The 26,463-nt window shown below is 66.7% G+C and carries 26 protein-coding genes and 1 pseudogene; 14 read left to right on the top strand and 13 right to left on the bottom strand.

All coding sequences use genetic code 11. The features are described from left to right. Positions 1 to 26 precede the first annotated feature (26 nt). On the top strand, positions 27 to 449 hold the full coding sequence (locus JZ791_RS46800; protein ID WP_216894202.1) for an HIT family protein: 423 nt from the start codon (positions 27 to 29) through the stop codon (positions 447 to 449). A gap of 42 nt (positions 450 to 491) precedes the next feature. On the opposite strand, the gene JZ791_RS11365 is transcribed toward JZ791_RS46800, so the two are convergent. The 4 genes and pseudogenes from JZ791_RS11365 to JZ791_RS11350 all read right to left on the bottom strand — a co-directional run bounded on the left by JZ791_RS11365 (position 492) and on the right by JZ791_RS11350 (position 3,209). Further along, the gene (locus JZ791_RS11365) at positions 492 to 902 is read right to left on the bottom strand and encodes a nucleoside/nucleotide kinase family protein (protein ID WP_216894201.1); all 411 of its coding nucleotides are present in this window, start codon (positions 900 to 902) and stop codon (positions 492 to 494) included. A gap of 436 nt (positions 903 to 1,338) precedes the next feature. Next, positions 1,339 to 2,217 carry an SUKH-4 family immunity protein gene (locus JZ791_RS11360; RefSeq protein ID WP_308162887.1) on the bottom strand — a complete coding sequence of 293 codons (879 nt, stop codon included), beginning with the start codon at positions 2,215 to 2,217 and terminating at the stop codon, positions 1,339 to 1,341. A 148-nt stretch (positions 2,218 to 2,365) separates the two neighbouring features. Continuing rightward, positions 2,366 to 2,578 (bottom strand): annotated as a pseudogene (locus tag JZ791_RS46795) (hypothetical protein); the annotation flags it as partial. A 31-nt stretch (positions 2,579 to 2,609) separates the two neighbouring features. Further along, entirely contained in the window at positions 2,610 to 3,209 is a 600-nt protein-coding gene (locus tag JZ791_RS11350; protein WP_216894198.1) for a TetR/AcrR family transcriptional regulator, read from the bottom strand. An 87-nt stretch (positions 3,210 to 3,296) separates the two neighbouring features. Between JZ791_RS11350 and JZ791_RS11345 the strand changes: the two genes are divergently transcribed. The 3 genes from JZ791_RS11345 to JZ791_RS11335 all read left to right on the top strand — a co-directional run bounded on the left by JZ791_RS11345 (position 3,297) and on the right by JZ791_RS11335 (position 5,530). Further along, positions 3,297 to 3,740 (top strand): nuclear transport factor 2 family protein, encoded by a 444-nt coding sequence (locus JZ791_RS11345; RefSeq protein WP_216894197.1) that lies wholly within the window; start codon positions 3,297 to 3,299, stop codon positions 3,738 to 3,740. After that, positions 3,733 to 4,488, top strand: a complete 756-nt coding sequence (locus JZ791_RS11340; RefSeq protein WP_216894196.1) for an MBL fold metallo-hydrolase — start codon at positions 3,733 to 3,735, stop codon at positions 4,486 to 4,488. The genes JZ791_RS11345 and JZ791_RS11340 overlap by 8 nt, the downstream gene beginning before the upstream one ends. 532 nt (positions 4,489 to 5,020) lie before the next feature. Continuing rightward, positions 5,021 to 5,530, top strand: a complete 510-nt coding sequence (locus JZ791_RS11335) for a pyridoxamine 5'-phosphate oxidase family protein (protein WP_216894195.1) — start codon at positions 5,021 to 5,023, stop codon at positions 5,528 to 5,530. A 659-nt stretch (positions 5,531 to 6,189) separates the two neighbouring features. Here the strand turns inward: JZ791_RS11335 and JZ791_RS11330 are convergent. Beyond that, positions 6,190 to 6,501, bottom strand: a complete 312-nt coding sequence (locus JZ791_RS11330) for an EthD family reductase (RefSeq protein WP_216894194.1) — start codon at positions 6,499 to 6,501, stop codon at positions 6,190 to 6,192. 167 nt (positions 6,502 to 6,668) lie between these two features. Here JZ791_RS11330 and JZ791_RS11325 point away from each other — a divergent pair, with 167 nt between their 5' ends. Further along, on the top strand, positions 6,669 to 7,571 hold the full coding sequence (locus JZ791_RS11325; RefSeq protein ID WP_216894193.1) for a LysR family transcriptional regulator: 903 nt from the start codon (positions 6,669 to 6,671) through the stop codon (positions 7,569 to 7,571). Positions 7,572 to 8,007: 436 nt separating this feature from the next. Here the strand turns inward: JZ791_RS11325 and JZ791_RS11320 are convergent, their stop codons facing one another. Beyond that, positions 8,008 to 8,613 (bottom strand): TetR/AcrR family transcriptional regulator, encoded by a 606-nt coding sequence (locus JZ791_RS11320; protein WP_216894192.1) that lies wholly within the window; start codon positions 8,611 to 8,613, stop codon positions 8,008 to 8,010. Between the two features lie 91 nt (positions 8,614 to 8,704). On the opposite strand from JZ791_RS11320, the gene JZ791_RS11315 reads away from it, so the two are divergent. Continuing rightward, a complete protein-coding gene (locus tag JZ791_RS11315; protein WP_216894191.1) occupies positions 8,705 to 9,625 on the top strand; it encodes an SDR family NAD(P)-dependent oxidoreductase in 921 nt (306 codons plus the stop codon). A gap of 176 nt (positions 9,626 to 9,801) precedes the next feature. On the opposite strand, the gene JZ791_RS44940 is transcribed toward JZ791_RS11315, so the two are convergent. Next, positions 9,802 to 10,230: a hypothetical protein gene (locus tag JZ791_RS44940; RefSeq protein ID WP_254205562.1), complete on the bottom strand. Its 429-nt coding sequence runs from the start codon at positions 10,228 to 10,230 to the stop codon at positions 9,802 to 9,804. A 345-nt stretch (positions 10,231 to 10,575) separates the two neighbouring features. On the opposite strand from JZ791_RS44940, the gene JZ791_RS11305 reads away from it, so the two are divergent. Next, positions 10,576 to 11,070: a GNAT family N-acetyltransferase gene (locus JZ791_RS11305; RefSeq protein WP_254205569.1), complete on the top strand. Its 495-nt coding sequence runs from the start codon at positions 10,576 to 10,578 to the stop codon at positions 11,068 to 11,070. Positions 11,071 to 11,276: 206 nt separating this feature from the next. Here the strand turns inward: JZ791_RS11305 and JZ791_RS11300 are convergent, their stop codons facing one another. Next, positions 11,277 to 11,921, bottom strand: a complete 645-nt coding sequence (locus JZ791_RS11300; RefSeq protein ID WP_216894189.1) for a hypothetical protein — start codon at positions 11,919 to 11,921, stop codon at positions 11,277 to 11,279. Positions 11,922 to 12,379: 458 nt separating this feature from the next. Here JZ791_RS11300 and JZ791_RS11295 point away from each other — a divergent pair, with 458 nt between their 5' ends. Then, positions 12,380 to 12,661: a hypothetical protein gene (locus tag JZ791_RS11295; RefSeq protein WP_216894188.1), complete on the top strand. Its 282-nt coding sequence runs from the start codon at positions 12,380 to 12,382 to the stop codon at positions 12,659 to 12,661. A gap of 30 nt (positions 12,662 to 12,691) precedes the next feature. Continuing rightward, positions 12,692 to 13,963, top strand: coding sequence for a serine hydrolase domain-containing protein (locus tag JZ791_RS11290; RefSeq protein WP_216894187.1), 1,272 nt, complete (start codon positions 12,692 to 12,694; stop codon positions 13,961 to 13,963). A gap of 489 nt (positions 13,964 to 14,452) precedes the next feature. Here the strand turns inward: JZ791_RS11290 and JZ791_RS11285 are convergent, their stop codons facing one another. Continuing rightward, positions 14,453 to 15,682 (bottom strand): alpha/beta fold hydrolase, encoded by a 1,230-nt coding sequence (locus tag JZ791_RS11285; RefSeq protein WP_254205559.1) that lies wholly within the window; start codon positions 15,680 to 15,682, stop codon positions 14,453 to 14,455. 443 nt (positions 15,683 to 16,125) lie between these two features. Between JZ791_RS11285 and JZ791_RS11280 the strand changes: the two genes are divergently transcribed. Then, positions 16,126 to 16,929, top strand: a complete 804-nt coding sequence (locus JZ791_RS11280; RefSeq protein ID WP_308162886.1) for an SAM-dependent methyltransferase — start codon at positions 16,126 to 16,128, stop codon at positions 16,927 to 16,929. A 181-nt stretch (positions 16,930 to 17,110) separates the two neighbouring features. Here the strand turns inward: JZ791_RS11280 and JZ791_RS11275 are convergent, their stop codons facing one another. The 3 genes from JZ791_RS11275 to JZ791_RS11265 form a co-directional block, all read right to left on the bottom strand. Next, positions 17,111 to 17,269, bottom strand: coding sequence for a winged helix-turn-helix domain-containing protein (locus tag JZ791_RS11275; protein ID WP_256461862.1), 159 nt, complete (start codon positions 17,267 to 17,269; stop codon positions 17,111 to 17,113). Positions 17,270 to 17,382: 113 nt separating this feature from the next. Then, positions 17,383 to 18,942: a PucR family transcriptional regulator gene (locus JZ791_RS11270; protein ID WP_256461859.1), complete on the bottom strand. Its 1,560-nt coding sequence runs from the start codon at positions 18,940 to 18,942 to the stop codon at positions 17,383 to 17,385. Positions 18,943 to 19,013: 71 nt separating this feature from the next. Continuing rightward, positions 19,014 to 19,520, bottom strand: coding sequence for a nucleoside deaminase (locus JZ791_RS11265; protein ID WP_216894183.1), 507 nt, complete (start codon positions 19,518 to 19,520; stop codon positions 19,014 to 19,016). 314 nt (positions 19,521 to 19,834) lie between these two features. On the opposite strand from JZ791_RS11265, the gene JZ791_RS11260 reads away from it, so the two are divergent. The 4 genes from JZ791_RS11260 to pucD are packed head-to-tail and all read left to right on the top strand — an operon-like array spanning position 19,835 to position 25,036. Next, the gene (locus JZ791_RS11260; RefSeq protein ID WP_216894182.1) at positions 19,835 to 21,256 is read left to right on the top strand and encodes a purine-cytosine permease family protein; all 1,422 of its coding nucleotides are present in this window, start codon (positions 19,835 to 19,837) and stop codon (positions 21,254 to 21,256) included. A gap of 5 nt (positions 21,257 to 21,261) precedes the next feature. Next, positions 21,262 to 22,146, top strand: a complete 885-nt coding sequence (locus tag JZ791_RS11255) for an FAD binding domain-containing protein (RefSeq protein WP_216894181.1) — start codon at positions 21,262 to 21,264, stop codon at positions 22,144 to 22,146. After that, the gene (locus JZ791_RS11250; RefSeq protein ID WP_216894180.1) at positions 22,131 to 22,598 is read left to right on the top strand and encodes a (2Fe-2S)-binding protein; all 468 of its coding nucleotides are present in this window, start codon (positions 22,131 to 22,133) and stop codon (positions 22,596 to 22,598) included. The genes JZ791_RS11255 and JZ791_RS11250 overlap by 16 nt, the downstream gene beginning before the upstream one ends. Next, positions 22,595 to 25,036, top strand: a complete 2,442-nt coding sequence (gene pucD, locus JZ791_RS11245) for a xanthine dehydrogenase subunit D (RefSeq protein ID WP_308162885.1) — start codon at positions 22,595 to 22,597, stop codon at positions 25,034 to 25,036. The genes JZ791_RS11250 and pucD overlap by 4 nt, the downstream gene beginning before the upstream one ends. Positions 25,037 to 25,182: 146 nt before the next feature. Here pucD and JZ791_RS11240 read toward each other — a convergent pair whose 3' ends face one another. Beyond that, complete coding sequence (locus JZ791_RS11240; RefSeq protein ID WP_216894179.1) at positions 25,183 to 26,082, bottom strand: YwqG family protein; 900 nt, start codon at positions 26,080 to 26,082, stop codon at positions 25,183 to 25,185. Between the last annotated feature and the right edge of the window lie 381 nt (positions 26,083 to 26,463).

Below are 26,463 nucleotides of genomic sequence, written 5' to 3'. Positions count from 1 at the left end.
GAGCTGACCCGGCTGACACGATCAGCGTGGCTCAGTTTCGGCAGTCGAAGGGGTGGCGGTTTGCCATCGAAGCTGAGCCGTCAGTCGCCGGAATATTCGTCGAGTGGGGCGTGGTCGAGCTGCCCGTAGCGTTGCCTGTTGCGGCAGAGCCGGATTGGTATTGCGATGAGGTCATTCCCCGGGTGATCGAGATCGACGTTGTGGCCGAGACGGAGCGTGTGCTTGCTTTCCGACCGCCGATTCCCGGCTTCGGAACCGATCATGTGATCGTTGTCCCCAAGCGTCATGTCCGGTCGCTGCTCGAGCTGGACTCGAAGCTCGGGACGCATCTCCTCGCGGTTGTGCAGGACGTGGCGCAGCGTGTTGAGCATGGGGGCTGTCAGGTTCTGACCACGCTCGGCGACGAACAGCACAATCGGCATCTTTCACCTTCATATCGCTGCCGGTGACGGTGTCGCGCGGTTCGTCTCCCGCGTGTAGTCCGGCAACGGTCAGACGGATAGGCCTGCGGCGGTGGCGATTTGGGCCGCGACTTCCTGTGGTTGCAGCCCGGTGGTGTCGATGACGTGGGCTTCCTGCCTGTGCCAGGAGCGGGCGGCGTCGTAGTCGTCGAGGTGTTCCAGGCGCCATGTCGAGTTCGGCATCGTGGGGTCGGTTTCTATGCGGCGAAGCAGTTCGTCACGTTCGGCGTGGAGAACGAAGTGATGCAGTGGGACGTTCGCGATTCCGAGTCCGGAGCGGATCTCCCGCCAGTATTGGTGAACGAGGACGGACTGGGGAACGACCAAGATGCCGCCCACGTGGTCGAGGATTTGTGTCGCGCCGGCCACGACCAGCCCGCGCCACGGCTGCCAGTCCTGGAAGTCCCGGACGGGTTCGGAGGCCAGGACGTGGCGGAGCATGACCCGACTTCCTCGGTGTCGACGACCCGCGCCCCGGGCAGAAGTGCGACCAATTCTGCTGCGGTGGTGGTCTTCCCGGCGCCGAAGGTTCCGTTCAACCAGACGATCATAGGATCGAGGGTATCGGGGTTCGGGCAGGCGGCTTGGTCCGCGGCGATCAGCGACGTAGCTGCGGACGGATTCGTAGGCGACAGCGGCCCAGCAGTGGTCGAGGTCACCGAGACTGGGCTGCCCGCGGTCGGGATAATTCCTGCGGGCCGATCGTTCACGAATCCTGGTGGCGTGGCACCGCCTGCACCCTCCGCAGATGTTCACGAATGCCGACGGCAGTGGCCTAACCCCGCCGCATCCATCACCAGCCCGGAACGCCCGGTAGTAGCCGATGAGCGATGGTTCAGACGAGTGCACGGAAGTACAGAATTCGCCACGGCGATTGTTAATTGCCCGGATGGGTGAGTTCCGTAACGACCGTCGTCCAGAGAGTGCCAGCGTCATCCGCGCGGACTTGACCGTCGATACGTTCGATGTGCTCGAGGATGATCCGCTCGCAGTCCTGCAGGCGGCTCAGCCATACCTCATACTCCCTCCATGGCCTGTCGTGCCCGGGCTCGTCCTGCCACAGTTCGCAGGCGATCCGTCGCGCCAAGTGACAGCGCCAAGACGTCTCGACGAACTGGGCCACGGACGAGCTGAAAAACTCGACGGATGCGTGATAGAGGTCCGCGTAAGTCTCCCGCAGCACTGGCGGAAGGTCGCCAGCTGTGGTCGGCTTCGGCTGGATCTTCAGCACGCGGCCCGTGCCCGCGACAGCACCGATCCGCAACTGGAGATCCTCCCGGCCCCAGTGGACCAGCGTGTAGAGGCTTTCGCCGGGCGATGCCGCCGACAGTTCCTGTCCCCCAGCCAAGTTGGCCACCAGCTCCGGATCGGCCCCTGTCTGAAAAAACGGCCGCATCTGCTTGTCGTATGGCAGTCCCCACCGCAGCAGTGCTTGCCTATCGGATTCGGGAAGGTTCCACCGCTCGATCAAACCCTCCCGCGGCCTCACCGGCTGCTCCGCAATGCGGACTTCCCTCAACGGAGCAGTCATCACAGCGCGCACACGATCCTCAACCGATGACACCGAGTGAAGGTACCAGGCACGAAAGCAAGCTTCGCTGCGATGGCGACACCCGAGCACCCTGATCCGGCTCGCGGCGACCACCACGCGCACAGCGCCGACGCCGAGCCAAACAGCCCAGTTCAAGCCGCGACGACAACACACGGCCGCACGGCACAACACATGGTAATGCCGCTTCTCGCGCTGACCGACCACCAGCGGACCTTCGGAAGATCAACGGGCAGAGCGTCGTACAGCAGTAGGCAACTGCTCGCACATGCCGAATTGAGGGCGTACGGATGGGCCTATCGCACAAGGCATCCGTACGCCGCCGCCATTGCCGCCAGTAGGTCGTGCGATGAGCGGCGCTTGCCCCGTTGTCGTCATACTCGGCGCGGGTGATCCGGCTGTTTTCGAACTCCGGCACACCCGCGACGATGGAGCCTCCGATCCAGGCCGACCATCTCTGCTCGCTCGGCGCGAGAACTGGAACCAAAATAAGCGCGGGCGGGGCGTGACGGGCGGCATGCCAGGCTCTTGTCGGGCCGCATGGGTAACGGTGCGAGGTAGCCGACACAGGTGCTGCACACGGACCATGGATTGTTGGCCTACTGAGTGGCACCGGTTCCGAGCGCGAGCACCTGACTGAAGGCGGCCCGGGTCTCGTCTACCAGGGTGTGCGGGTTGTTGGCGAGGTGCTTGGCGACCTGGCAGCAGGCGATGGCTACTTGTGCGGCCAGGACGGCGGTGGTCTCGTCGGATCCGCGATGCACGAGGACGTCGCTCAGGTTGCCGGCGAGCTGCTGCATCTTGATGGCGTCGCGGGCGCGTAGTTCCGGGTGCTGCTCGATGAGCTGGAAGTGGTCGATGTAGGCCTGCGGGTCGGCGGCTGCCTGGGCGCAGAAGTCCAGGACGATCGGGCGGAGTTGTTCGATGGCCTCGGCCGCGGTTCGCGGGGCGGGAGAGGGGTGTGCCTGCCCGGCGGCGGCGATCGTATCGAGCAGGTCTTGTTCCCTGGCGAAGACGACTTCTTGTTTGTCGCCGAAATGGCGGAAGAACGTGGTGCGGCCGACTTCGGCGCGTTCGGCGATGTCCCCGACCGAGACGTGGTCGAATCCGCGCTCGAGAAACAGTTCCCGCGCGGCCTGGATGATGCGTTGGCGCGCTTGGCGCCGTTTGCGTTCCACCAGGGGCAGGGGCTGGGTCATGACGGCGAGCATACCGTTGCCCGATTGCGGTCCCTGAAGGTATCTAGTATCGTCTGGTACGCAGTACCAAAGCGAATGGAGAACCAAATGACGTACAAGCTGGACGACACGGACCGCTGGGCGATCGCCGAGACTCTGTCCCTGCACGGGCACATAGTCGACGGAGGCCACCTGGATCGGCTCGAGGAGATCTTCACTCCCGAGGTCGTCTACGACCTCAGCGCCGTGGGGGTGGGAACGTTCGAAGGGATCGAGGCGGCCAGGAAGGGCGCACTGCAGCTCGGCGCGGGCGGCCCGATCGCTCATCACGTCACGAACGTCGTGATCACCGGCGCGGCCGACGACGTGGTCACCGTGCAGTCCAAGGGCTTGATGATCATGGCGGACGGGACGATGGGAAGCGTCACGCACCTGGACACCCTGCGTCGCCACGAGGACGGCTGGCGCATCAGCCACCGGGTCATCCGACCGCAGCGCACCCCGATGAACGGTGCCCACCTCGCCGACGAGGCAGGCACCGCTCATGAGTGAATCTCTCATCATCACCCGGATCACCCATAGCTGCCACCTGATCCAGATCGGCGGCCTGACCGTGCTGACCGACCCCTGGTTCAGCCAGCGCACCTTCTACCACCCGGGCGAGCCGATCGCCCTGCAGCCCGAAGCGCTGCCGCATCTCGACGCGGTCGTGATCAGCCATGAGCACTACGACCACTGCGACCTGGACGCCTTCCGACGCTACCCCCGCAAGGACGTGCCCCTGCTGGTCGCCGGGCCGGTCGTCGAGAAGGCCCGCAAGGCCGGATTCAGCGACGTCCGCGCGCTCGAGCCGTGGCAGTCCGCACGGGTCGGTGACCTGACCATCTCCGCCGCCCCCGGCAAACACGGCGTGTACGAGGTCACGTACGTGATCAGCGGCGGCGGACGCAGCGTCTACTTCGCCGGCGACACGCTGCTCATCCCGGAACTGCACACCCTGACCGACCGCTACGGCCCGCTGGATGTGGCATTGCTTCCCGTCAACGGCTTGCACATCCGGATGGCGCGAAACAAGCAGGTCGTCATGAACGCCGAAGAGGCCGCCGAGCTCACCGCCACCCTGCGCCCGAAGCTCGCGATCCCACAGCACTACGCCTTCACCGGCGGCACGGTGGGCGACATGCTCTTCCTCAAAAGCGACAAGAACCCCGGCCTGTTCGTCGAGGCCGTCAACCGCCTCGTCCCCGACGTCCCGGTCAAGGTCATCAGCCCGGGAGAACCGCTGACCGTCACCCCTTGACCTCCGGTCGGCCCACAAGGCGCGATCCGCATGCTTTGCGGCCGACCCCGGCATCCGAGCGGAGTTCTGATCGCTGAACCGGTACGTCGCCCACAGGCGGTCCAGTTCACCTCTGCGCAAGCAAGAGGCGAGGCGGTCAAACCGTACGCGAACTCGAGGGCGCGTCGCGATCTCCTTCGTGCGATGCTCCTCCGATTTCCGAGCACATACTGTGGAAATCGAAGGAGATGTTTGGGGGCTGGACGCCCTACAGGCCACTGCTGCGTGGCAAACTGTCAATGCTGGCACCAACTGCCCGATACATAATTGCCTGGGTAACGAACACTCCCCCATTGAAACATCCGCTCTTGCCGCGTTCCGGGCATCGATCGAGCGTCCAGATCGATTGGCTGACAAATGTTTTCCAACGTCCGGCATTGCCGAATACCAGAGGTTCAGCGATAAACGGCGCTAGCCCCCAGCCGTCCGGCCGATGATTTTCCGAGCCGCAGACCGTCCTTACAGAGATAGTGACTTCTCCAGGAGGTTTGCCATGCCCATCCGTACACCCGCCGTGCGCTTCGACGACCGGTTCAGCGAGCCTGGAGCGACCCCGCCGAAATGGTCGGTCGTCGAGCACGCACTGGAGGCGGCTGAAATGTTCTGGCTATCGAGCCTGCGCGGAGACGGACGGCCGCATGTCACTCCACTCCCCGCGATCTGGGACGCCGGTATGCTGCACGTCTGTACCGGCGACCGGGAACAGAAGGCGCACAACCTGATCGGCGATCCCCGCTGTGTGCTGACGACAGGATGCAACACGCTGCGCACCGGCCTGGACGTGGTGGTGGAGGGCACAGCCATTCGAGTCACCGACACCGAACGGTTGGACCAGCTTGCGCGCCTGTGGAAGTCGAAGCTTGACTGGGACTTCACCGTCGGCGACGGCACGTTCCACGACCTGGCGAATCGCACCGGCTTGGTCTTCGGGATCGCACCGATGAAGATCCTCGCCTTTGGGAAGGACCCGTATACGCAGACGCGGTTCACCTTCCCGCAGTGACGGCGGCACCCGTTGGTCGACAGTCAATCCGACTCTGCGCCCTCCCGAGCCTGACCGCGATCCTCGCCGTGGGTTGCCTGTTCGGCGTTGCGGTCTACAGGGCGGTGAACGGCACGTTTCCCTGGTACACACCAACCTGTACGCCGACAAGACTGGCGAATTCGTGCGACCTGATCGTGCCGTCGCTACTGCGCGGCACGACATCACCGGGCTAGACCTTCTCCGTGCACTCGACAACCTCGGGATGAACGTCCGCTCATACCGCAGGCCCATGGTCCGGAAGTCGATCCGGGTCTCCTGGAATCGGCTGGCCACCAGCATAATTCCGCGCTCGGGCAATGAGCCCACGGTCGATGTTTACGGTAGATACCTTCCCCCGATACCCGGGTTCGGCAGGAAGGAACGCCGCGTGCGAGGTGCCGGCCGCAGCGGCGACCCCACGCCGGTCCGCGTCCGTCGCCGCCGGGTCGTCGTCGGTGACGGCCGTGGGGCTGCCGCCCCGGCCGTCGCGCCGCACGCACGCATCAACCACCGTGACCTTTGGCCAGGACATCGGCCCACCTTCGACTCTCAACGAACCGGCAACCGCGAACGGCGTCCCGCCGATAGCCGGACCTGGCTGCAACGGCCGAACGCGTCCCCGAGCGTGCCATCCTGCCTCAGCCGATGCCGTCCTGCACCGAATAGTGGATGACGACCACACCGCCGGTGGCGTAGTTGACGACATCAGCGGCCGCCCGCTGGCCGTACGGCGACGCCTGCGACGCGGCCATGGCGGCGGCGTCGGCGAAGTCGGCTTCGAAGACCGCGAAATACGGCGTTTCTCCCCTGGTCGCCGCCACGTCGAAGCTGTAGCGCCACGCAAGCAGGCCGGGCCAATTCCTGACCAGCGGAAGGTGTTTGGTCACGTAGTAGTCGCGGAAGTGGTCAGGATCGGCGGGCTTGGGATATAGGACCACCAACTTATGCATGACGACCTCCATCCAGATCAGGGTCGGCGGTGTGTGTGAGTGCGATGTCCGGTACCGCGGTTGGTTGAATCGTCATATGCGCAGGTTAGGGCTTGATGTGTGGTCGAGGGAAAGACCGGTACGGGATAGACTCAGAACGGATCGTTATCAATCGACAGGGAGGGCATGTGGCGCCGGATACGGTGAGCCTGCGGTACTTCCTGGTGCTGGCGCAGGAGTTGAACTTCACTCGCGCGGCCGCACGGATCGGTATCGCGCAGCCCGCACTCAGTGCCCGGATGCGCCGATTGGAGGCGGAACTCGGTACGGCTCTGCTGGTCCGTAACACGCGTAGCGTCGTATTGACCACGGCCGGTGCGGCTTTGGCGGAGTCCGCGCCGCCCGCGCTGGCGGCGCTGGACCGGGCATGGGACACCGCCCGGAGCGCGGGGGCCGGTGAACTGGGCACGCTGCGCATCGGATACAGCCTCAGCACGGGGGCCGAGACGGCACCGGCCCTGGTGGACAGGCTCATTCGCAGCAGCCCGGGACTCGAGGTCGGCGCGGTCCCGATGGCGACACCGGAGATCTCCCCCGCGGTCGCCGACGGCCGCATCGATGCCGGGATCACCCGCGGTGAACAGCCGGGCCGTGGCGTGCACCGGTTCCTGCTGCGGCGCGAGCGCATCGGAGTCCAGCTGGCACAACACCATCCACTGGCCGAACACCCGGAGATCGAGATCGCCGACGCAGCCGCGTATCCGCTGCGACTCCCGGACCGTGCGGCCAACCCAGTGGTCCACGATCAGCTGTCCGCACTGTTCCGAGACATCCGGCCACACCCCCGATTCCACACGCCCGCAGTCTCTTTCGACATGTCTCAGCGCGACCTACGCGACGGGGTCACCCTCGCCCCGGCCGGAGAAGCCGCGGTCACGACAACACCGGCCGGTCTCACCTGGCGGCCGCTGCGAGGCACGCCCCGCCTGACGATCCACCTGGTCCTCCCACGCGAGCAGTCACCGCTACACCGCCGCATCCGTGCCGTCGCCAAAACCCTGGCGCACGAGCAGCACTGGCTGCCGGACTGACGCGCAAGAGGCCGAGGCCCCCTTGCAGGTTTCCGCCGTACCTTGGCTGCACCCCTGGGGGTACCAGCCACGGGTAGTCCCCATAAAGCACTCGATACTGCCGCGTTCCGGGCGTCGACCGCACGCACTCGATGGCCGCTTCTCGCGCTGACCGACCACCAGCGGACCTTCGGAAGATCAACGGGCAGAGCGTCGTACAGCAGTAGACAACGCTCGCACATGCCGATTTCAGGGTCTTGATCAGCGCGCTATGTCCTGGCCCTTGGCGGTCAGCAACTCCGGCTTGGTTGGCATACCCATCACAACTGCCACGCCCTGCGGAGGGCACCGCCAAAAATAGCGACTTACAGCTGCGGTCCATGTGCAGCCTGTGCAGCTGCGCGTGCACATCCAGGTGCCGTGAGCCGACCATGGCTGTGAACGAACCCGGCTTGGCTCATCTGCCGATCACGAGATCGAGGACGGTATTGACCGCGGTTTCGAACGGACGGATGTCCCGTTGTACCTGGGCGAGTAGAAGCCCTCCTTGGAGCGTCGCGAGCAGCGTAGTGGCGAGGTCGTCCGGGTCGATGTCGGGCGGGAGTTTCCCGTCGGCATGAAGGGTTCCGAGTCCATCGCTGATAGCGGCTGCCCACCGATCGAACCCTGCCGCGATTAGTGCTCGGGCCTCGGGGTCGCTCTCGGCGAGTTGACCACCAAGCGAACCAAGTTGGCAGCCGCCTATTGCTTGGGTGCGCCTCGCCGCAGCAATCACCATGTTCCGCCAGGCTTCGACGCCGTTCGCGCTGCCGAGCACGTGCGTGTTGCGTTCGACGATGGTGTCGGCTTGGTAGTCGATCACCGCCTGAACAAGCGCGTTCTTGTCGGGGAAGTAGTGGTACAGCTGCGAGCCGCTGACGTCTGCTGCCACCTTGACGTCTTCCAAGGTGGTGCCCGCCACTCCGCGCTCATGGATCAGAGCGGCGGCGGCCTCGACTATTCGCGCCCGGGTACGCGCGCCCTTGGGTGTGAGCCTCGGCCGGTCTGTCGTCTCGTCGAGCATGAGCCCAGATTAGCAGATTTTGGGTTTGACAACCCAGTCTGCTGTCGTCATAGTGAGTTGTGTAACCCATTTTTAGAAGGGACGCGCACGAATGACTGATCTGAAAAGCAAGACCGGTCTGGTTACGGGCGCCAATGCCGGGATCGGCAAGGACGTGGCCCGGCAACTGGCATTACGTCCCGAGATGGCGCGCATCTACCTGGCCTGCCGGAACGAAGATCGGGCGACAACGGCAAAGGCCGAACTCGAAGCCGCTACCGGCCGACGCATCTTTGACATCGTTGTCGTGGATGTCGCCGATCTGGGTTCGGTCCGAGCCGGCCTGGCGGCCATCGACGGATCCGTCGACGCATTGGTCATGAACGCTGGTGTCATTGGCCCGCGGGCGATGGGATTGACCGCTGACGGGGTCACCACCGGGTTCGCGACGAACGTCCTCGGCCACGCAGTCCTCCTCGAAGGGCTCCTGGCGCAGGGGCGGCTCGGCGAAGTTGCGGTCCTCGCCGGAAGCGAAGCAGTCCGCGGAGTTCCGAAGTTGCGGATGAAAGGGCCATCCTTCGTCTCAACCTCGGCCGATGAACTCGCCGCCGTCATCGACGGCAGCTACTTCGCCGACAGAAAAGCTGACTTCAACCTCGCGTTCGGCCAGGCCAAGTACATCGGGGCCCTCTGGATGGCCTACCTGGGCCGCCAACACCCCGACCGCCGATTCATCACCATGAGCCCCGGGAACACCACCGGCACACAAGCCGCCAGCGACCTTCCCCTACCGATGCGGCTAGCAGCCAAATACGTCATGCCCGCCCTAGGTCTCGCCCACAAACTCGACGTGGGAGCGAAGCGGCTCGTCGACGGCGTCACCGACCCGACCCTGTCCAGCGGCGTGTTCTACGCCAGCGCGGCCAACACGCTTACGGGTCCGTTGTTCAACCAAGCGGACTTCTTGCCCGATTTGGCCAACCCCACGTTTCAGGACCACGCCAACGAGGCCATCCATCGGTTCATTTCATGACGACCCCTCGGCCGGGTGACGAGTTCTCCATCGACCTCGGCGGAACTGTGATGGCCGGCCGCTGCACCCTCATCTGACGCCCTGGTCGAAGAGGCCAAACGTCGCCGACTACTCACTCACCGTGCCACGCCCGGCACCGAGATCGGAAGGAGAGGTACAGACGAGGTAGGACAAATTCACCTCAGTCCGGTCCGCCTCGCGGCCGGATCGGTGTCGGCCTGGAAGTGCAGCAGCCCTTCGTCGGACACCGGCGCGTACTTCGCCAGGCTGCGCACCCACGTATGTCCGGGCAGCTTCATCAGCACCGGCGTGGACGCGCCTTTCTCGGCCGCGTGGGTCAACCGGGAGTGCCACAATTGATGCAGGGTGTAGGGACCGTCGTCGTAGTGGGCGGTGTGGGCCTCGAACGGCCCGACCGCCCGCCGAATCGCAGATAAAGAGTCTACTTTCGTCGTCGATGTTCCTGCACGGCCGGGAAGGCCACGCACGATGTCGGTGACTGCTCGCAGAAGGTATTGGGAGGCGACTGCTGTTGCCTCGATGTTCTCGTCGGACACGCGAACATTCGCCCAATCTTCCAGCTGCCAGTGGATGGACATGCTCATCGTCGGTGCCTCCTAGCTTGAAGATCGGAGACACGCTCCACGAACGCACGATAATGCCGCGTTCCGGGCATCGACCGCACGCACTCGATTGCCGCCTCTAGCGCTGACCGACCACCAGCGGACCTTCGCAAGATCAACGGGCAGAGCGTCGTACAGCCGTAGGCAACGCTCGCACATGCCGAGAGTCGGGCGGTTCAATGCGGCGAGTAGGCGGGCTGAAGATCGACGAGCCGAGATCGTTTCGGTCGGTCGAACGCGCTGATCAGCAGGCGGGTTGTCACGTAGATTCGGATCGTGGCGGCCTACTTCGACTTCCCGGCGAGTCTGTCGACCGAGCGACTCCGGATGCGGCGATGGCGACCTTCGGATGCGGAGGCGCATCGGTCGTTATGGGCCGAGCGCGACGTGCGGGCCCTGCGGAGGATCGGTGCGAACGGGCGGCCGACTGTCGAGGAAATGCGTGAGAGGTTGGTGGCCAACCCGCTTGGGGCCGAGCCCGGGCTCGGGTTGCTTCCCATCGAGCTTCGAGATATCGGCGAGTTCATCGGTTACTGCGGGCTGGTCGTCGGCCAGGCATCGTATGACGAACCAGAGATCGCATTCGAGCTTGCTCAGCGAGCCCACGGACGCGGGTATGCAACCGAGGCAGGCCGCGCCGTTGTCGAGGCCGCGGCAAGTACGGGACGGCGACGGTTGTGGGCGACGGTACGGGAATGGAACACCGCTTCGTTCCGGGTGCTGGAGAAACTCGGCTTCGACCGCAGCGGGCGAGTGGACCTGGATCCCGAACGCGGCGATTCGATTTGGATGACACGCGAACTCGATCCACCAACGGTGTAGAAGCCCGCGTGGCAGTACGTCCCCAGTCCGACAGGCCGATTGACAACGCACCATAATTCCGCGATCAGAGTGGTGAATAGCATTCCTCCTGGCCGGTCCAGTCGCCGCGGTCACCACCGGAAGGGGCTACCCGGTCGTGATCACTCGAAATGCCGCCCAACAGAACAAGGTCGCCGAGTCGGATCCCTGATAGCTGGGCGGAGTCGTCAGTAGAGTGGTGCGACCAGGAGCGGGATATGCCGCAGGCCCCTCATAGTGGATGGCAGCCCTGCCAGAATGCAGGCCGCACGCATGTTGATGTAATCGTCGAGCTCGATATCATAAGCCCCTGCTGTCTCGAAGGCGCCTCGCACTTCCGCCGGTGTGTCGTCGGCGAGTTCTTCCAAGGCAGACAATTCCTGACTGGTCAGCAGGTCCCCGTCGACCGCGTAGATGAAACCCGCCGGCCCATCCATGGTGACAAAGCCCGTTGCCGCTACCTTGCCTTTGTCCGATAGCAGCTGCGCAGCTTCCAGAGATTGTCCTTCGGGCTGCGGCAGGCCAAGAGTCAAGCCGAGATCGTCGTAGACGAAGGTCCACTCACCGATCCGCCCGGCCAACAGCACGGCAGTCGGGTTCAGTGGTGCGATGGCGGCTCTGGGCAGCGATGTCCACCTGTCGGGTCGCTCCGCGGGCAGTTCACACGAGGTGATCGACCGCCGCTCGGCCCCCAACAGTTCCAGTGCGTCCGCCGGTCCGAGGTCGCGGACCACATGAAGAAGATGGTTCGGATCGTCGATGGCGAGTTCGCTGATCCATGTAGGGCATCCGAACTCATCAAGAGCGTCCGGTGCGAAGCCAGGCGCAGACACGGGGTCTCCTGTTCCTCAGTGGATCGCCAATTGCTCACTGTCCGTTGTCGCCTCAGCCGCAAGGACGCCATCACGTTCGCGGAACATGTTACCCGGGGCAACGATTCGGACGCGGTCGGCCTCCTCGCCGGCCCGGGGAGAATCTGGTGTCGTACAAGGCAGTTCAGCGTCAACTCCGCATCAGCCTCGGCGCGCTGGTCCTGGAACTCCTTCACCCAGTTCCGGATCGTCTGACCCGTCCCCAACAACCAACACCGAACCGCCATCGCAGGGCCGATCGCCCGAAAATCGAATCCAACATCACCCAGACGAGACCATGATGTCCGTCGCGCACCAGGTCGAGAAAAGCCACACCGGCCGTCACATCGGTCGCGAAGGTTACCGACGACCAACGGCTACGAGAATTGCCACACGAACCCGACCGCACACAGCCTCTGCGGACACAAAGGCATACGTTCGTGACCACCATGCTCGATGCCGGAGTCAGGCTGCGGGACATGCAGATCGCGGCCCACCATGCCGACCCGCACACCACCACGCGCTACGACCGAGCCCGCACGAACCTCGACCGGCACCCGGACTACATCCTCGCCGCCTATATGGCCTCGGGCACATGGCACCTCAACCGTGCCACTTTGCCGATGCGCGGCAGGCGAACCGGCTTCGTCCAGCCGCGAACGGCACGGTCATTTCGCTTCGAGACCGCTCGGTACGGGTTTACGCTGGCAAATAGACAGTAACCAGAATCTAGCGGCCTCGGACGGAGTGCCATGGGATACCGACGGGGGTTAGGGGTAGTTGTCGCAACCATGGGGTTGATGGTTGTGGTGGGGTGCGGATCGTCGCCTGATGCCGGTGGGGCGAAAGAACCTGCGTATGCCGCGACATTGCGGCCCATCATCGAAAAACTTATGAAAGACAACGTCATTCCTGGCGCGGTGGTGGAGGTCAGATCACCCAAGGAGGGGAATTGGACCGCCACGTTCGGGACCGCGACCCTCGGCCAGGACGTTCCCATGACCGTGAACGACCACTTCCGGATCGGCAGCAACACCAAGACCATGACCGTCACGGTGCTCATGCAGCTGGCGCAGGAAGGCAAACTCGCCCTCGACGATCCGATCGCCAGATATTGGCCGGGTGTGCCCAATGGGGACCGGATCACCCTGGCCCAGCTCGCCGAAATGCGCAGCGGCCTCTACAGCTATTCGAACGACGAACAGTTCAGCGCCGAGGTCGACCGGGACCCGCAGCGTGTGTGGACTCCGCGGCAGCTGCTCGATATCGCCTTCGCGCATCCGGTCGATTTCGCGCCGGGGGCGAAGTTCGAATACTCGAACACCAACACGATTCTGCTCGGGAACGTCATCGAGCACGTCACCAACCGGCCGGTGGCCGACCTCTTCCGGCAGCGCATCTTCGAACCGCTCGGATTGCGCCACACCTCGTTCCCGGCGGCCTCGGATTCCTCGATCCCCGATCCGCACCCGCAGGGCTACGCCTTCGGCACCATGGTCTCCACCATCCAGACCTTCGCCCTACCCCCGGACCAGCAGTCCGCCGCCCTCGCCGGCACCCTGAAGCCGACCGATCAAACCGCGGCCAGCCCATCCTGGACCTGGACCGCCGGCGCGGCGATCTCCACGGTGGACGACATGGCCACCTACGCGAAAGCCCTGGCCGACGGCGGCCTGCTCGACCACCGGATGCAGCAAACCCGTATCGACAGCATCCAGCCGGTCGACCCCGCCACCCCCGCGACCGCGGGCTACGGCCTCGGCATCGTCCGCTTCGGCAGCCACCTACTCGGCCACGACGGCCAAATCCCCGGCTACATGACCTTCATGGCCTCCGATCCCGACTCCGGCCTCACTATCGTGGTAGCCACCAACCTGGCCACCGTCCCCTCCGGCGAAGGCTCCGCCCTCGTCCTGGTCAAGGGCATGCTCCCCACCTTCTACGGCCCTACCGCCCTACCTGGCGACGACCCAGCACAACCCACACCGACGACCGGCGAACCCACACCGACGCCGACGGGCTAACCCCGCCGCGGAACAACCGAGCCCCGCCCGAGGTGCCGGGTGCGCTCGATCGGTTGAGCTGAAAAGCTTTGTGTTGAAACGGAATTCGACCCACTCGCGTCCCATCGCTGCACGCCGCACACTGCTCGGGACTCGGCTCACATTCCGAAGCCGAATAATCTCTGCACGCAACCCGCCGATCGGACCGATGCCGCCACCGACCCGAGACCACCGCGTAGGGCGTCCAGGACTGCAGGGTGATCGAGCGGCGAAATACGCGCTGTTTCAAGAGGATTGACCGCGTCCCACTATGCGGCTTGGATTGCCTGGCTGCGGGAGGCGCGAGATGCGGTCGCCGCACGGACCAGTCGGATCGAGCCACTGCACGTCGACCTGCCCCAGCCACGACGAGCATCCGACCCTGCACCTGGCCGCCCGCACCGTGATCCTCGCCCGTCCGGGAGGGGAACCTTGTGGGAATCAGAGTCTCAGGGTTCCCCTCACGACCTGTCAGACCCGGCCGCGGACGAGGTCGATCAACCGCCCGAGCACGTGATCGCCCGACGCGCGCAGGCCGTTGTGCTCGTACTCGTTGGTGATCCACGGCCGCAACGTCGGGATCAACCGCGCGGTCTCCTCGGAAAACGTCCGCTCGACGTACATGTCGTTGGCGTAGATCGCGGCCGCCGCCGGGACCGCGCACTCACGCAGCACGTCGGCGTCATACAGCCGCGGCCACTCGTGTGCGGCGAGCAGCTCGGCGGTCTGCTTCATCGGCCGCAGACCGTGGAAGTCGTCGAAGAGCCAGGGGAACACGTGCTCTCCGGTGAACAGCGTCCGGTCGGTGCGGAACTCGTCCGGCAGCACGCGCTCGGCCGACCAGCGGGTGGCGAATCCGTCGGAGTAGGACGACTCGTGGATCACCGAGTACAGCGGATTGCGCGCGGTGAACGGCAGCGAGCCGGCGACGTCGTGCGCGAAGGCGGGCGATTTCGGGTCGCGTTCGAGCAGGTAGTGCAGCGTCTCCTCGCCGCCGCCGGCACCGAGGACGTTTCCGAGCTGCTGGAACAGCCGCGCGGTGAGCGTACTGCCGTCGGGCAGGACGACGGCCCCGTCGTCGAGCATCGGCAGCAGCGCCTCGACCCGGCCGCGATCACCCGGATAGCGCAGGTAGTACTGGCGGTTGCGCTCGATCAGGTTGGCGAACGTGGCGGTGTAGACCTCGTCGGGATGCCGCGCGATCGGCGGCAGCCCGCCGGTGAAGAAGGCCTCGGCCAAGCCTTCGGGAGCGTGGGAAAGGTACGCCAGCGTGCAAAACCCGCCGAACGACTGCCCGAGCACGCTCCACTTCTCGACGCCCAGCTGCCGCCGCACGAACTCCGCGTCGCGGACGATCGCGTCGGCGCGGAAGTGGGTGAGGTATTCGGCCTGCTCGGCCGGAGTGCCGGACAACGTGCCGACCGGCGTGGAACGTCCGGTGCCGCGCTGGTCGAGCATCAGCACCCGGTACTCCTGCAACGCCCGCGGCAGCCAACTCGGCGCCCCGCGCGACGGCCGCGGCGCCTCCTGCCCGGGCCCGCCTTGGAGGTAGACGAGAAACGGGCGGTCGAGCCCGTCCGGATCGGCGATCTCCCGAGCGAAGACGGTGATCTTCGGGCCGTCAAGGCGGGAATGATCGAGGGGGACGGAGAACTCGTGCTCGGTGAGCACCAGGCCGGGGATGCACACGCTGGTTGCCATACGGGCGATTCAACCAGAACGGGCGCGCCGTGTTCAGGTCGCGAGGGCAGTACAACGGCCGTGAACCGGGCATCGGTGTTCCGGCTGCGTTGAATTCTTCGTTCAGATATCCCGCGCCCAGCCCGAGTTCCATTCTGCCGCAGCTGAACTGGTCCAGTGCGACGCCTCGGGCCAGTAGCGTCGGTTTGTAGAATGGCGTATTCAATACTCACACTGACTGGGGGCAACAGGGAACTCGAGCAATTGCGAGCGGAGCTAGGCGACGGCTACATCGTGGGCATCACCGGCTGACACCTCGACATGCCCGCCCGCGGCTGATCGGCCGAGCCCGCCGGAGATTCACAGTCCACCCGGCGGGGAGGATGCAAGACCCTCTCGGCATCAAGGTATTTCGCGGGCGGCCGACTCGACACGCGCGCGCCCGGTACGGTATCACTGGTTCTGTGACCGACAGCCCCCCGCTACACCTGCGGACGGATCTTCCGCACAGCGCGCGCATGTACGACTACTTCCTCGGCGGGAAAGACAACTACGAGGCCGACAGGGAAGCTGCCGAGTCGGTCAAACAGAAGTGGCCTACCGTGGTGGTCGCCACGCGGGTCAACCGCGAGTTCATGCATCGCGTGACGCGGTTCCTCGCACAGCGGGGGGTCCGGCAGTTTCTGGATATCGGGACCGGTATCCCGACGCAGCCGAATCTGCACGAGATCGCGCAGCAGGTCGACCCCACCGCCCGGGTGGTCTACGTCGACAACGACCCGATCGTGCTGACCCACGCCAGAGCGCTGCTGGTCAGCACGCCACAGGGACGCACCGACTACATCCAGGCCGACGCCAGGTCGCCACAGTCGATCCTCGACTCCCCCCGGCTGGCGCAAATCCTCGATCTGTCCCAGCCCGTCGCATTGAGCCTGATCGCGTTGCTGCACTTCATCACCGATGACCAAGACCCGCACCAGATCATCGCCACCCTGCTCGACGCGTTGGCGCCAGGGTCCTACCTGGTGCTCTCGCATGTGAGCAGCGATTTCGACCCACCCGCGATCCGCGAACTCACGCGCATCTACAACGAACAGGGCGTGCCGCTACAGGCCCGCAGCCGCGAAGAGTTCCATCAATTGTTCCAGGGCCGCGAACTGCTCGACCCCGGTATCGTGCCGGCCCACCGCTGGAAGCCCGACGGCGTCGAACTGCCCGCGAGCGTGGACGCCCAGGCGTCGTTGTACGCGGCGGTCGCCCGCGTATAAGTGTGATGTCCGCAGCGCCGCGGTGACGTCCGGCGCCTGATCGAGTGGGCGAGTAGGACACTCGGGGCTTCCAGGACGGCGTGCATATGACCGACAGGATCCTGATCACCGGCGCTTCGTCGGGCTCGGTCTGCTCATCGCACGTGAATTGGCCCACCAGGGCCGCGATCTGGTGCTGGGCTCAGCACAGGATATAGCCGACACCGCGGGCCGTGTGAATCAGCGGCGAGCCCTGGGCGTCGATCTTCTGACGCAGCCGGCTGATGAACATCTCCACGACCCGGCTGCGGCGGTATTCACCGAGTCCCCACACAGTTTCCATGATCTGGTTCCGGCCCAGATGTGCTCGGTGCTGTGAGCGGTGGTGAGGTCGAGCGCGACGAGCAGGTGGCGGATCTTGGTGATGTCAGGGCGATCGTGTCTGCGCGCGGATCGTCGATATCGGCTGAGCCGTCACCCGTCCGTGCCCGCCGCACCCCTGCGCAGATCCAGCGCCAACTGGAAATCGAGCCGATCCCGCCACTGGGACAGATCACGTCCGGTGAGTTCCTCGACTCGGCGGATCCGGTAACGCAGGGTGTTGACGTGCACGTGCCGCTCGGCGGCCACCGTCTGCCACGACCCCGAAGCCGCCAGATACGCTGCGAGCGTGTCGAGAAGATCTGTGCGGCAACGGGTGTCGTAATCCACGAGCGGACCCAGCACCCGATGGCAGTAGGAGCGGCGCAGACTGTCCGGAGTACCGGCCAGCAGCATGCCGAACGTGTCCACCTCCTCGATCCCGACCAGCGCCGGCCCGGCAGCCGGCCGCCCCCGCGCGACCAGCAGCGCCTGCGCGGCCTGATCCCAGGACCGGCGCAGCCCCCGCGGACCTGCCGCCGCCACCCCGGCCCCGACCCGAATATCGCTGTCGCACACCATCGATCCGAACGAGTCCAGCATCCGGCGCAGATCGTCCGGGGTCGGTGCGCCGTGGTCGGGCACCGACAGCACCGCCACCGCCCCGATGTCCAGTGCGGCGGTGATGCCGTCGAGCTCCAGATGCGCCCCCATCTCCTCGAGAATCTGCCGCGCCAGCTCACCGGGCGCCGCCGCCCGCAACACCAGATACGGACGATCCAGATCCAGGCCCGCACCGGGCGCGGCGGCGGCCACCTGCGCCGGGTCAGTGTCGTCGCGATCCAGCAGCGCGGCCAGCCGGGCGAGCTGATCCCGGCGCTGCCGCGCGCCCTCGTCGCGCCGGGCGAGCCCGGCGGCGAGGAATTCCGCTGCCTCCTCGACGGTTTCGCGTTCGGCAGCGGACCAGTCGCGCAGATCGGCCGCGCAGGCCAGCAATCGGCCCGCGGCCTGCGGGCCGTCGCCGGTTGCCAAGGCCAGCAACGTGATCGGGCCCTCCGCGGTATCCCGGCAGATGGGCAGCCGGGTCGCGGCCGCCACGTGCCGAGCCGCCGCCAGCCGCACCTCGGTGGAACACGGGCAGTCCCCGGAGAGCACGCGCCCGGTCAGCGACATGGTCCAGCTCGCCACGCCCAGCTCGGTCCGCAGCAGTTCGGTGCCCGCGCTGAGTCCGTCACCGCGGGTGAAACCGTGCAGCAGCCGCCGATGCCGGCCCACCATCCGCTCCAGCTCACCCGCGCGCTCCTCGTGCAGCCGCTCGATCACCGTCTCGGCGATCGCACCGAAGGACAGCTCGTCCGGCACCTGGAACAGCGGTATCTCGTACTGCGCGCACGCCCGGACCAGGTCGTGCGGCATCGCGCCCAGCATCGCGGTACCGGCCATCAGCGCGACCGCGCCGCCGTCGGCCAGCATCCGGACGAAGTAATCCGAATCCTCCGGTCGGCGCCGCCACGTGGTGCTGGTCAACACGACCTCACCCCCGGACAGATACCGTCGCGGCGCGAGCAGATCGGTGGTGTACACCCAGCGGATATGCCGGTCCAGATGGCGCGTTCCGGTGAGCAAGCGGAGCTCCGTCAACCCCGGCGCCGTCGACACGTCCGAGAGCCGCATGGACCCATCATGCGATGCGTCCGGCAGCCGCAGTTGTCGCCGCCGTTACGATCGTGTTTCGACCGGCGAGATCACTGTTCGGTCCAGAACCCGGCGTGTGGCCCGGCGGCCTCCTCCGCGAGCAGCGGCCCGACCACCTCGACCGGCCGCTGCCCGCGCGCGAACACCTCCCGGCACGGCAACGCCATCGTGGGATTATCGGGATGAGATCCGGTGAGCCGCAACAGATCCGCCTCCGGCAGACCGAACACGACCCGGCCGATCCCACTCCAGTAGATCGCCCCGGCGCACATCGCGCACGGTTCGGCGCTGGTGTACAGGGTTGTGCCGCGCAGGAATTCCGGTGTGTGCGCCCGGCAGGCCAGCCGCACCAGATTCGTCTCGGCGTGACCGGTGCAGTCGCGATCGGTCACCACGGTGTTCTCCGCGGCCAGCAGCAGTGTGCCGTCGGGCCCGGCGAGCACCGCGCCGAAGGGATGGTCACCGCGGGCGACCGCCCGGCCGGACAGGTCGATCGCGTGACGCAGATGCTCCAGATCACGGGCGGTGGACGGCGAGGATCCGGCGAGCGCGGGCACGGAGGCTCCTTTCGGCAGTGGCTGACGAGCACGGTGGAAGACGGGCAGGACACCGACGGTAACAACCCGGCGCACCCCCGCGCGAGGACAGCGGCTCCAAAGCCGCGCGCCCGTCGCCGTCGGCGATTGTAGCGGCCGACAAAACTACCGGGACGCAGGTGGGAACGGGTGCGAAGGCATTGACGCGGATTTCCGGCGTCGCCTAGTTTCGCTTGTCACACGGCGCCTCTCGCGTCCGTCACGTTCTTTTTCCCGGCCCGGGCCGGCGGTCGCCGCTGCCACGCCCGCCCGCGGCCAAGCTCGTAGGAGAAGCCTTGTCCGGTACCTCACCCGCCCTGTCGGTGCTGACGCGTTTCGTGCCACGCGACCTGTTCGTCGTCGAGCGCACGGGCGTCGAGCCCGTCGCCGACACTGACCGGCACGGCCGCGCCCGGTCCCTGTTCACCCTGTGGTTCAGCTCGAACGTCCAGTTCGCGACCCTCACCAGCGGCATCCTCGGCACCGCGGTATTCGGCCTCGGCTTCGGACAGGCGATCCTCGCCGTCGCGCTGGGCAGCCTGATCGGCTCGGCCGCCATCGGGGTGCTGTCCGGGTACGGCCCGCGGTTCGGGGTCGCGCAGCTGGTCCAGTCCCGCGGCCCGTTCGGCTACTACGGGAACGTGCTGCCCGCGTTCCTCGTGTTCTTCAAGGCGTGCGCCTGGTTCTCGGTGGAATCGGTCCTGGGCGCGTTCACCGTCCAGACCCTCGCCGGCATCGGTTTCGCCCCGGCCTTCGCGATCACCGTGATCGCGCAGATCCTCTTGGCGCTCATCGGATATCAGCTGATTCACCGCTTCCAGCGGGCGATGGCGGTGCTCCTGACCGTCGTCTTCCTGGCCGTCTCCTGGTATGCCCTCACCGACGGACACCTCACCGCCGGTTTCGACGCCCACAAAGCCGGCGCACTGGGTACCTCCGGCGCGTTCATCGTCACCACCGCCGTGCAGGCCGCCCGCACCATCAGCTTCTCCTCGTACGCCTCCGACTACAGCCGCTACCTCCCGCGGCACACCTCCCGCCGGGCGATCGGCGTGGCCGCCGGCGGCGGAGCCCTGCTGGCCTCCCTGTGGATCGGCGGCCTGGGCGCGGCGATCGGCACCCAGACCATGGTGGGCACCCCCGCCGACCTGGTCGACAAGGTGCTGCCCGGCGGTCTCGGCACCGTCGCGCTGATCGCGCTGTGGCTGTCCAACACGGCCACGGCCTGCATCGACTGCTACTCCGGCGCGATGGCCGCACTGCTGCTGGACATTCCGATGCGGCGCTGGCAGTCGGTCCTGATGGTCGGCGCGATCGGCACGGTGGCCGGCTGGATCGCCGGACGCGGTGACTACTACGACAACTTCGAATCCTTCCTGTTCCTGCTCGGCTACTGGGTCGGCCCGTGGCTCGGCGTGATGGTCGTCTACCTGGCGGTGATCGCGCGCGACCGCACCACACCGGAGTCGTTCTACGACAAGGACCGTCGCCTCCGGCCCGGCCTGATCGCGTGGATCGCCGGTGTCGCGGTGTCGATCCCGTTCATGAGTCAGAGCATGTTCACCGGACCGGTCGCCCACGCACTGCCCGGACTCGGCGACATCACCGCGGCCGTCGGATTTCTCGGAAGTGCGCTGGCGTGCTGGGCACTGTTCCGCTGGTCGCCGGAACGCACCGTCCGCCCGGCAACCACGACCGCCGCCCCGGCACAGGGCTGAGACCCGTGACCTTCCTCGCTCCCCGATCCCTCTCCGAGGCACTGGAACTGCGCGCGGCACATCCGGCCGCGGTACCGCTGGCGGGCGGCACCGACGTGATGGTCGGGGTCAACGCCGGCACCCGGCGACCCGCCCTGCTGGACCTCACCCGGGTCCCGGAGCTGCGCGAGTGGACGGTTCGCGACGGCATCGTGCGACTGGGCGCCGGAGTCACGTATTCCCGTGTCGTGCGGGAACTCTCGCGACTCCTACCGGGCCTGTCGGCAGCCGGGGCGACTGTCGGCTCCGCGCAGATCCGCAACCGCGCCACCGTCGGCGGCAACGTGGCGACCGCGTCCCCGGCCGGCGACGGCGTGCCACCGCTGATCGCGGCCGGCGCCGAGGTCGAACTGTCCTCGGTCCGCGAGGTCCGCCGAATACCGTTGGCGCGGTTCGCGACCGGCCCCAAACGTACCGTCCTGGCCGCCGACGAACTCGTCACCGCGGTGCTGGTACCGGTGCGCACCGGCCCACAGGCGTTCGCGAAGATCGGCGGCCGCAACGCGATGGTGATCGCGGTCGCCAACGTCGCCGTCGACCTCCGGCCCGATCGCCGCGAGGTCGGCGCCGCGATCGGCGCTGCCGCCGCCACCGTCCGCCACGCGCCGGCCGCGGCCCATCTGGCCGCCACCGAATTGAACTGGGCCGCACGCCACCCCGCCGACACCGCCCTGCTGCGCGAATTCGGCGCCCTGATCGCCGCTGCGGCCGCACCCATCGACGACGTGCGCGGCACCGCCGCCTACCGCCGCCACGCCCTCGCCGTGATCGCCGCCCGCGCGCTCGGCTGGGCCTGGGACGAGTACCGCGCGACCACCCGAAACGAGGAACCGTTTTGCACATCACCGTGACGATCGACGACACCGAACACACCGTGGCCGACATACCCGGCGACGAATCGCTGCTGCACCTGCTCCGCGACCGGGTCGGCCACACCGCCACCAAGAATGCCTGCGAACAAGGCGAATGCGGTTCCTGCACAGTCTATCTGGATGAGGACACGGTCTGCTCCTGCCTGGTGGCCGCGGGCCAGGCCGACGGCCGCCGGATCCGCACGGCCGCGGGCCTCGCCACGCCCGCCCTGGATCCGGTCCAGCAGGCATTCCTGACCGCCGGCGCGGTCCAGTGCGGCTTCTGCACCCCCGGCCTGATCGTGCAGACCCATGCTCTGCTCGCGGCAACCCCGCAACCCACCGACGCGGAAATTCGCATCGGCCTGGCCGGAAACCTGTGCCGCTGCACCGGTTACGAGAAGATCCTCGACGCCGTCCGGCTCGCGCCCCGCGAATCGACGGCACTGTGACCAGATCTTCCGAGATCGGTGGCGGCCGTCGGCATCCGAGTCCCAGCGGCCCGCGAATCGGCGGCCCGGCGACCACCTCCCCGGACGCCCGCACCAGCACGGTCACCGGCCGCATCGGCGACAGCCCCCAACGACCGGACGGGACGGCGAAGGTCACCGGCGCCTTCGCCTACGCCTCGGACCTGCGGGCCGACGGCATGGTGTGGGGAGCGACGCTGCGCAGCCCGCATCCGCACGCCCGGATCACTCACCTGGACACCACGGCGGCCCGCGCACTCCCCGGCGTGCTGGCCGTCCTCATCCACACCGACGTGCCCGGCCGGAACCGGCACGGTTTGGAACATCCGGATCAACCCGTGCTCGCCGAGGACATCGTCCGCTGCGAGGGCGAACCGATCGCCTTCGTGGCCGCCACCGATCCCGGCCTCGCGCGCCGCGCCCTCGCCGCGATCGAGATCGCCTATCTCCCACTGGAACCCTTGCTCGATCCCTGGCGAGCCGCCTTCGACCCGGCGGCTCCACAGGTGTGGCCCACCGGAAACATCGTGCGCCACGTGCCCATTCGGCGCGGCGACGTGACCGCTGCCCGCGCCCGCGCCGAGGTCGTCGTGCACGGCGACTACGAAGTAGGCATGCAGGACCAGGCGTTCCTGGGCCCCGAGGCCGGCCTCGCGGTCCCCGACGGAACGGGTGGCGTGACCCTGCATGTCGCCAGCCAGTGGATCCACCTGGACCGCAAGCAATTATGCCGAATCCTGGCCCTACCCGAGGACCGGGTCCGGGTGGCCCTGGCCGGCGTGGGCGGCGCGTTCGGCGGCCGCGAGGACCTGTCCGTCCACGCCCCCGCCTGCCTGCTGGCCCTGCGTACCGGCCGCCCCGTGAAGATGGTCTACGACCGCTACGAGTCGTTCCGTGCCCACGTACACCGCCACCCCGCGCGCCTACGCTACGAACACGGCGCACTACGCGACGGAACATTGCTGTACGTCCACGCACAGGTCGTACTCGACGGCGGCGCATACACCTCCTGCTCCCCGGAAGTCGCGTTCAACGCGGCGGTCTTCGGCGTCGGCCCCTACGACGTGCCCGCGATCCACCTGGATTCCCGTGCCGTGTACACCCACAACCCGGTCTGCGGCGCGATGCGCGGCTTCGGAGCGGTCCAAGTTGCGGTCGCCTACGAAGCCCAAATGGACCGCCTCGCAGCACGACTGCGCCTGGACCCGGTGACGCTACGGCAACGCAACGCCTTACGACGCGGATCTCACAGCGCCACCGGCCAACTCATCGACTCGCCGACCCCGGTCGCCGAACTGCTCCAACGAGTCCGCGACCTGCCGTTGCCCCCGGAGCCCAGCGGAGACCCGGGCGAACTCCCCGGCGGTGCGCTCGGCAGCACCCGCGGCGAAGGCGTACGCCGAGGCATCGGCTACGCCGTCGGCTTCAAGAACGTGGCCTTCGGAGAGGGCGCCGACGACTACTCGACAGCACGAATCACAGTGCACCACAGCAATCCCCGAACCGAACCGATGGCAACCGTGCACACCGCGGCCGCCGAGGTAGGCCAGGGCCTGGTAACCGTCCTCGCCCAGATCGTCCGCGAGGAACTGGGCGTCGGCCGAGTCCGACTGGCCCCCGCGGACACCGATCTCGGCGAGCCCGGCTCCACCTCCGCCTCCCGCCAGACCTACATGACCGGCGGCGCGGTCCGAGCCGCCTGCATCACGCTGCGCGAGCGCCTGTTCGACGCGGCCCGCCGCACATCCCCCACGGCTCGAGGTAACGTACGGCTCCACGAGGGCAAGGTCGTGGACGACACCGGACAGGTGCTCGCAGCGCTCGCGGATCTGGTGCCCCGCAACGGAATCGAAGCCGAAGCGGAATACCACCACCGCCGCACCGGACCACTCGACCCAGCCACCGGACAAGGCGACGTCACCGTGCAATTCGCGTTCTGCGCACACCGCGCCGTCGTGGACGTCGACACCGAACTGGGCCTGGTGAAGGTGGTGGCCCTGGACGCCGCCCAGGACGTCGGCCGCGCGATCAACCCGGACGCGGTGGTAGGCCAGATCCAGGGCGGCGCGCTACAGGGCATGGGCCTCGCGGTGATGGAGGAACTGATCGTCGAAGACGGCAAACTCCGCAACCCCTCCTTCACCGACTACCTGATCCCCACGATGCTCGACGCCCCCACGATGCGAGTAGAGGTCCTCGAACTGGCAGACCCACACGCCCCCTACGGATTACGCGGCGTCGGCGAACCCCCCACCGTCTCGGCGACCCCCGCCGTAGCCGCCGCCGTCCGCGCCGCCACCGGCCGCCCCGTCACCCGGGTACCGATCCGCCCGGACGACCTGATCCGACCGCTGGACCCCGACAACGGTGACACCGACTCGCCCACACAGCGCCACGAGCAATTCCGCGAGTTCAGCTGACGGCCTGCCACACGACGCTACGATCACCAGCACATCCTGTGATCGACGGCCGCACGATCGCCGAGGTCGCGCGGGAACTGGGAATCGACGCCGGCATGCTGAGCAATTGTGTGAAAGACGAACGCCGCCGTGCCGGACATCCTCGGTTACTGCATCATCTGGATGTGCGGGTGTTCATGTGATGTCGGGCAGACTCGGATGATCTGGTCGTTGACATCGGAAACACATATCCGGGTCGGCCCGCTCGGGCCGCCTTGGATATCACCCCACGCGATGTTGGCGGCCTGGTCCTCGAACGGAACCCAGTAGTCCTTGTCGAAAGAATCCCACTCCTCGCTGGCGATCGTCAGCAGCGGCTCGGTCGGAGTTCCGCAGGTAGGGCACGGGTTCGGATAGGGATCCTGCATGCCCCATCGGACAAAACCGCCGATCTTCCAGCCGGGCGCGGTACACAAGAAGTCGTACGGCACATCGACCTCTTCGACATCGAACTCGACACCCGGGATCTGGGGCATGGTCCACTGGGCCACTCGGGACCCTAGCTCCCGCTCGAGCTCCGCCGATCTCGGGTATTCGATCACCTGTTCCGGATTGATCAGGCACGGTTCGGGCGCCAGGTCCGGCGCGAAGTCCGCCGGTTGCGGCGGTTCGACGAGCACGTCGGTGACCGTCGCCGCGGATCGCCAGAACAGCACGGTCTTGGGCAGACCATCGTTGTCGTGCTCGAAGGGGCACCACAACACTTGCAGCAGGTCCGACCCCTCGGGCAGAGGCAAACCGGGCACGTCACGGACGTACAACTGCGCGACCGGCACCATCGCAATCGGACCGTCGGATTCCGGGCTCATTGCCACGTGGTGATCGTCGGTGTGGCAGTACGGCCATGGTTCGGTCGCCGGCCACAACAGGGGCCCACCGACCGAACTGTCGTGCATCGAGGGTCTTCCCGGACGTGGATGCAGGCGAATCGCGGTGCGCGCCAGCGGCGCCAACTCGGGAAAGACGGTCACGAAATCGACCGGACGGGGCGGTGTAGTACGTGTCATACAAGAACCTCTGGAAGGAAACGCGGAGAATTCGATGCCGGATGGGGCCGGCCTCGCCCCGAGGCTAGCCGCCCGAGCCCAACCCGCTTCCCGCCACTGATAATTTCTCCGAATGCACGGCCTCGAGACCCTGAAATCTCAACGTGCACTCACATGTCGCTGCGCGGGCGTTGGTCGATCGTTCGGATCAGTTGGCTGTCAAAGCCTTTCAACGCCGATCGGGCCGGTGTCACTGTAGCGGTGGGGATCGGCGGGCGAGCTGGTCGAGCCAGTCGCGTAGGAGCGTGGTTTCGGACGGGCGGAGGGGGAGGGTGTCTTCTGCTGTGGCGGTGAGGGCGGCGTCGAGTGCCAGGGCGCGCGCGGCGAGGCTGCCGTCTGTGG

It is taken from the genome of Nocardia alni (genome assembly GCF_019038435.1).
GTDB classification, from domain to species: domain Bacteria; phylum Actinomycetota; class Actinomycetes; order Mycobacteriales; family Mycobacteriaceae; genus Nocardia; species Nocardia alni.
This window is presented reverse-complemented; position numbering and strand designations above follow the sequence as displayed.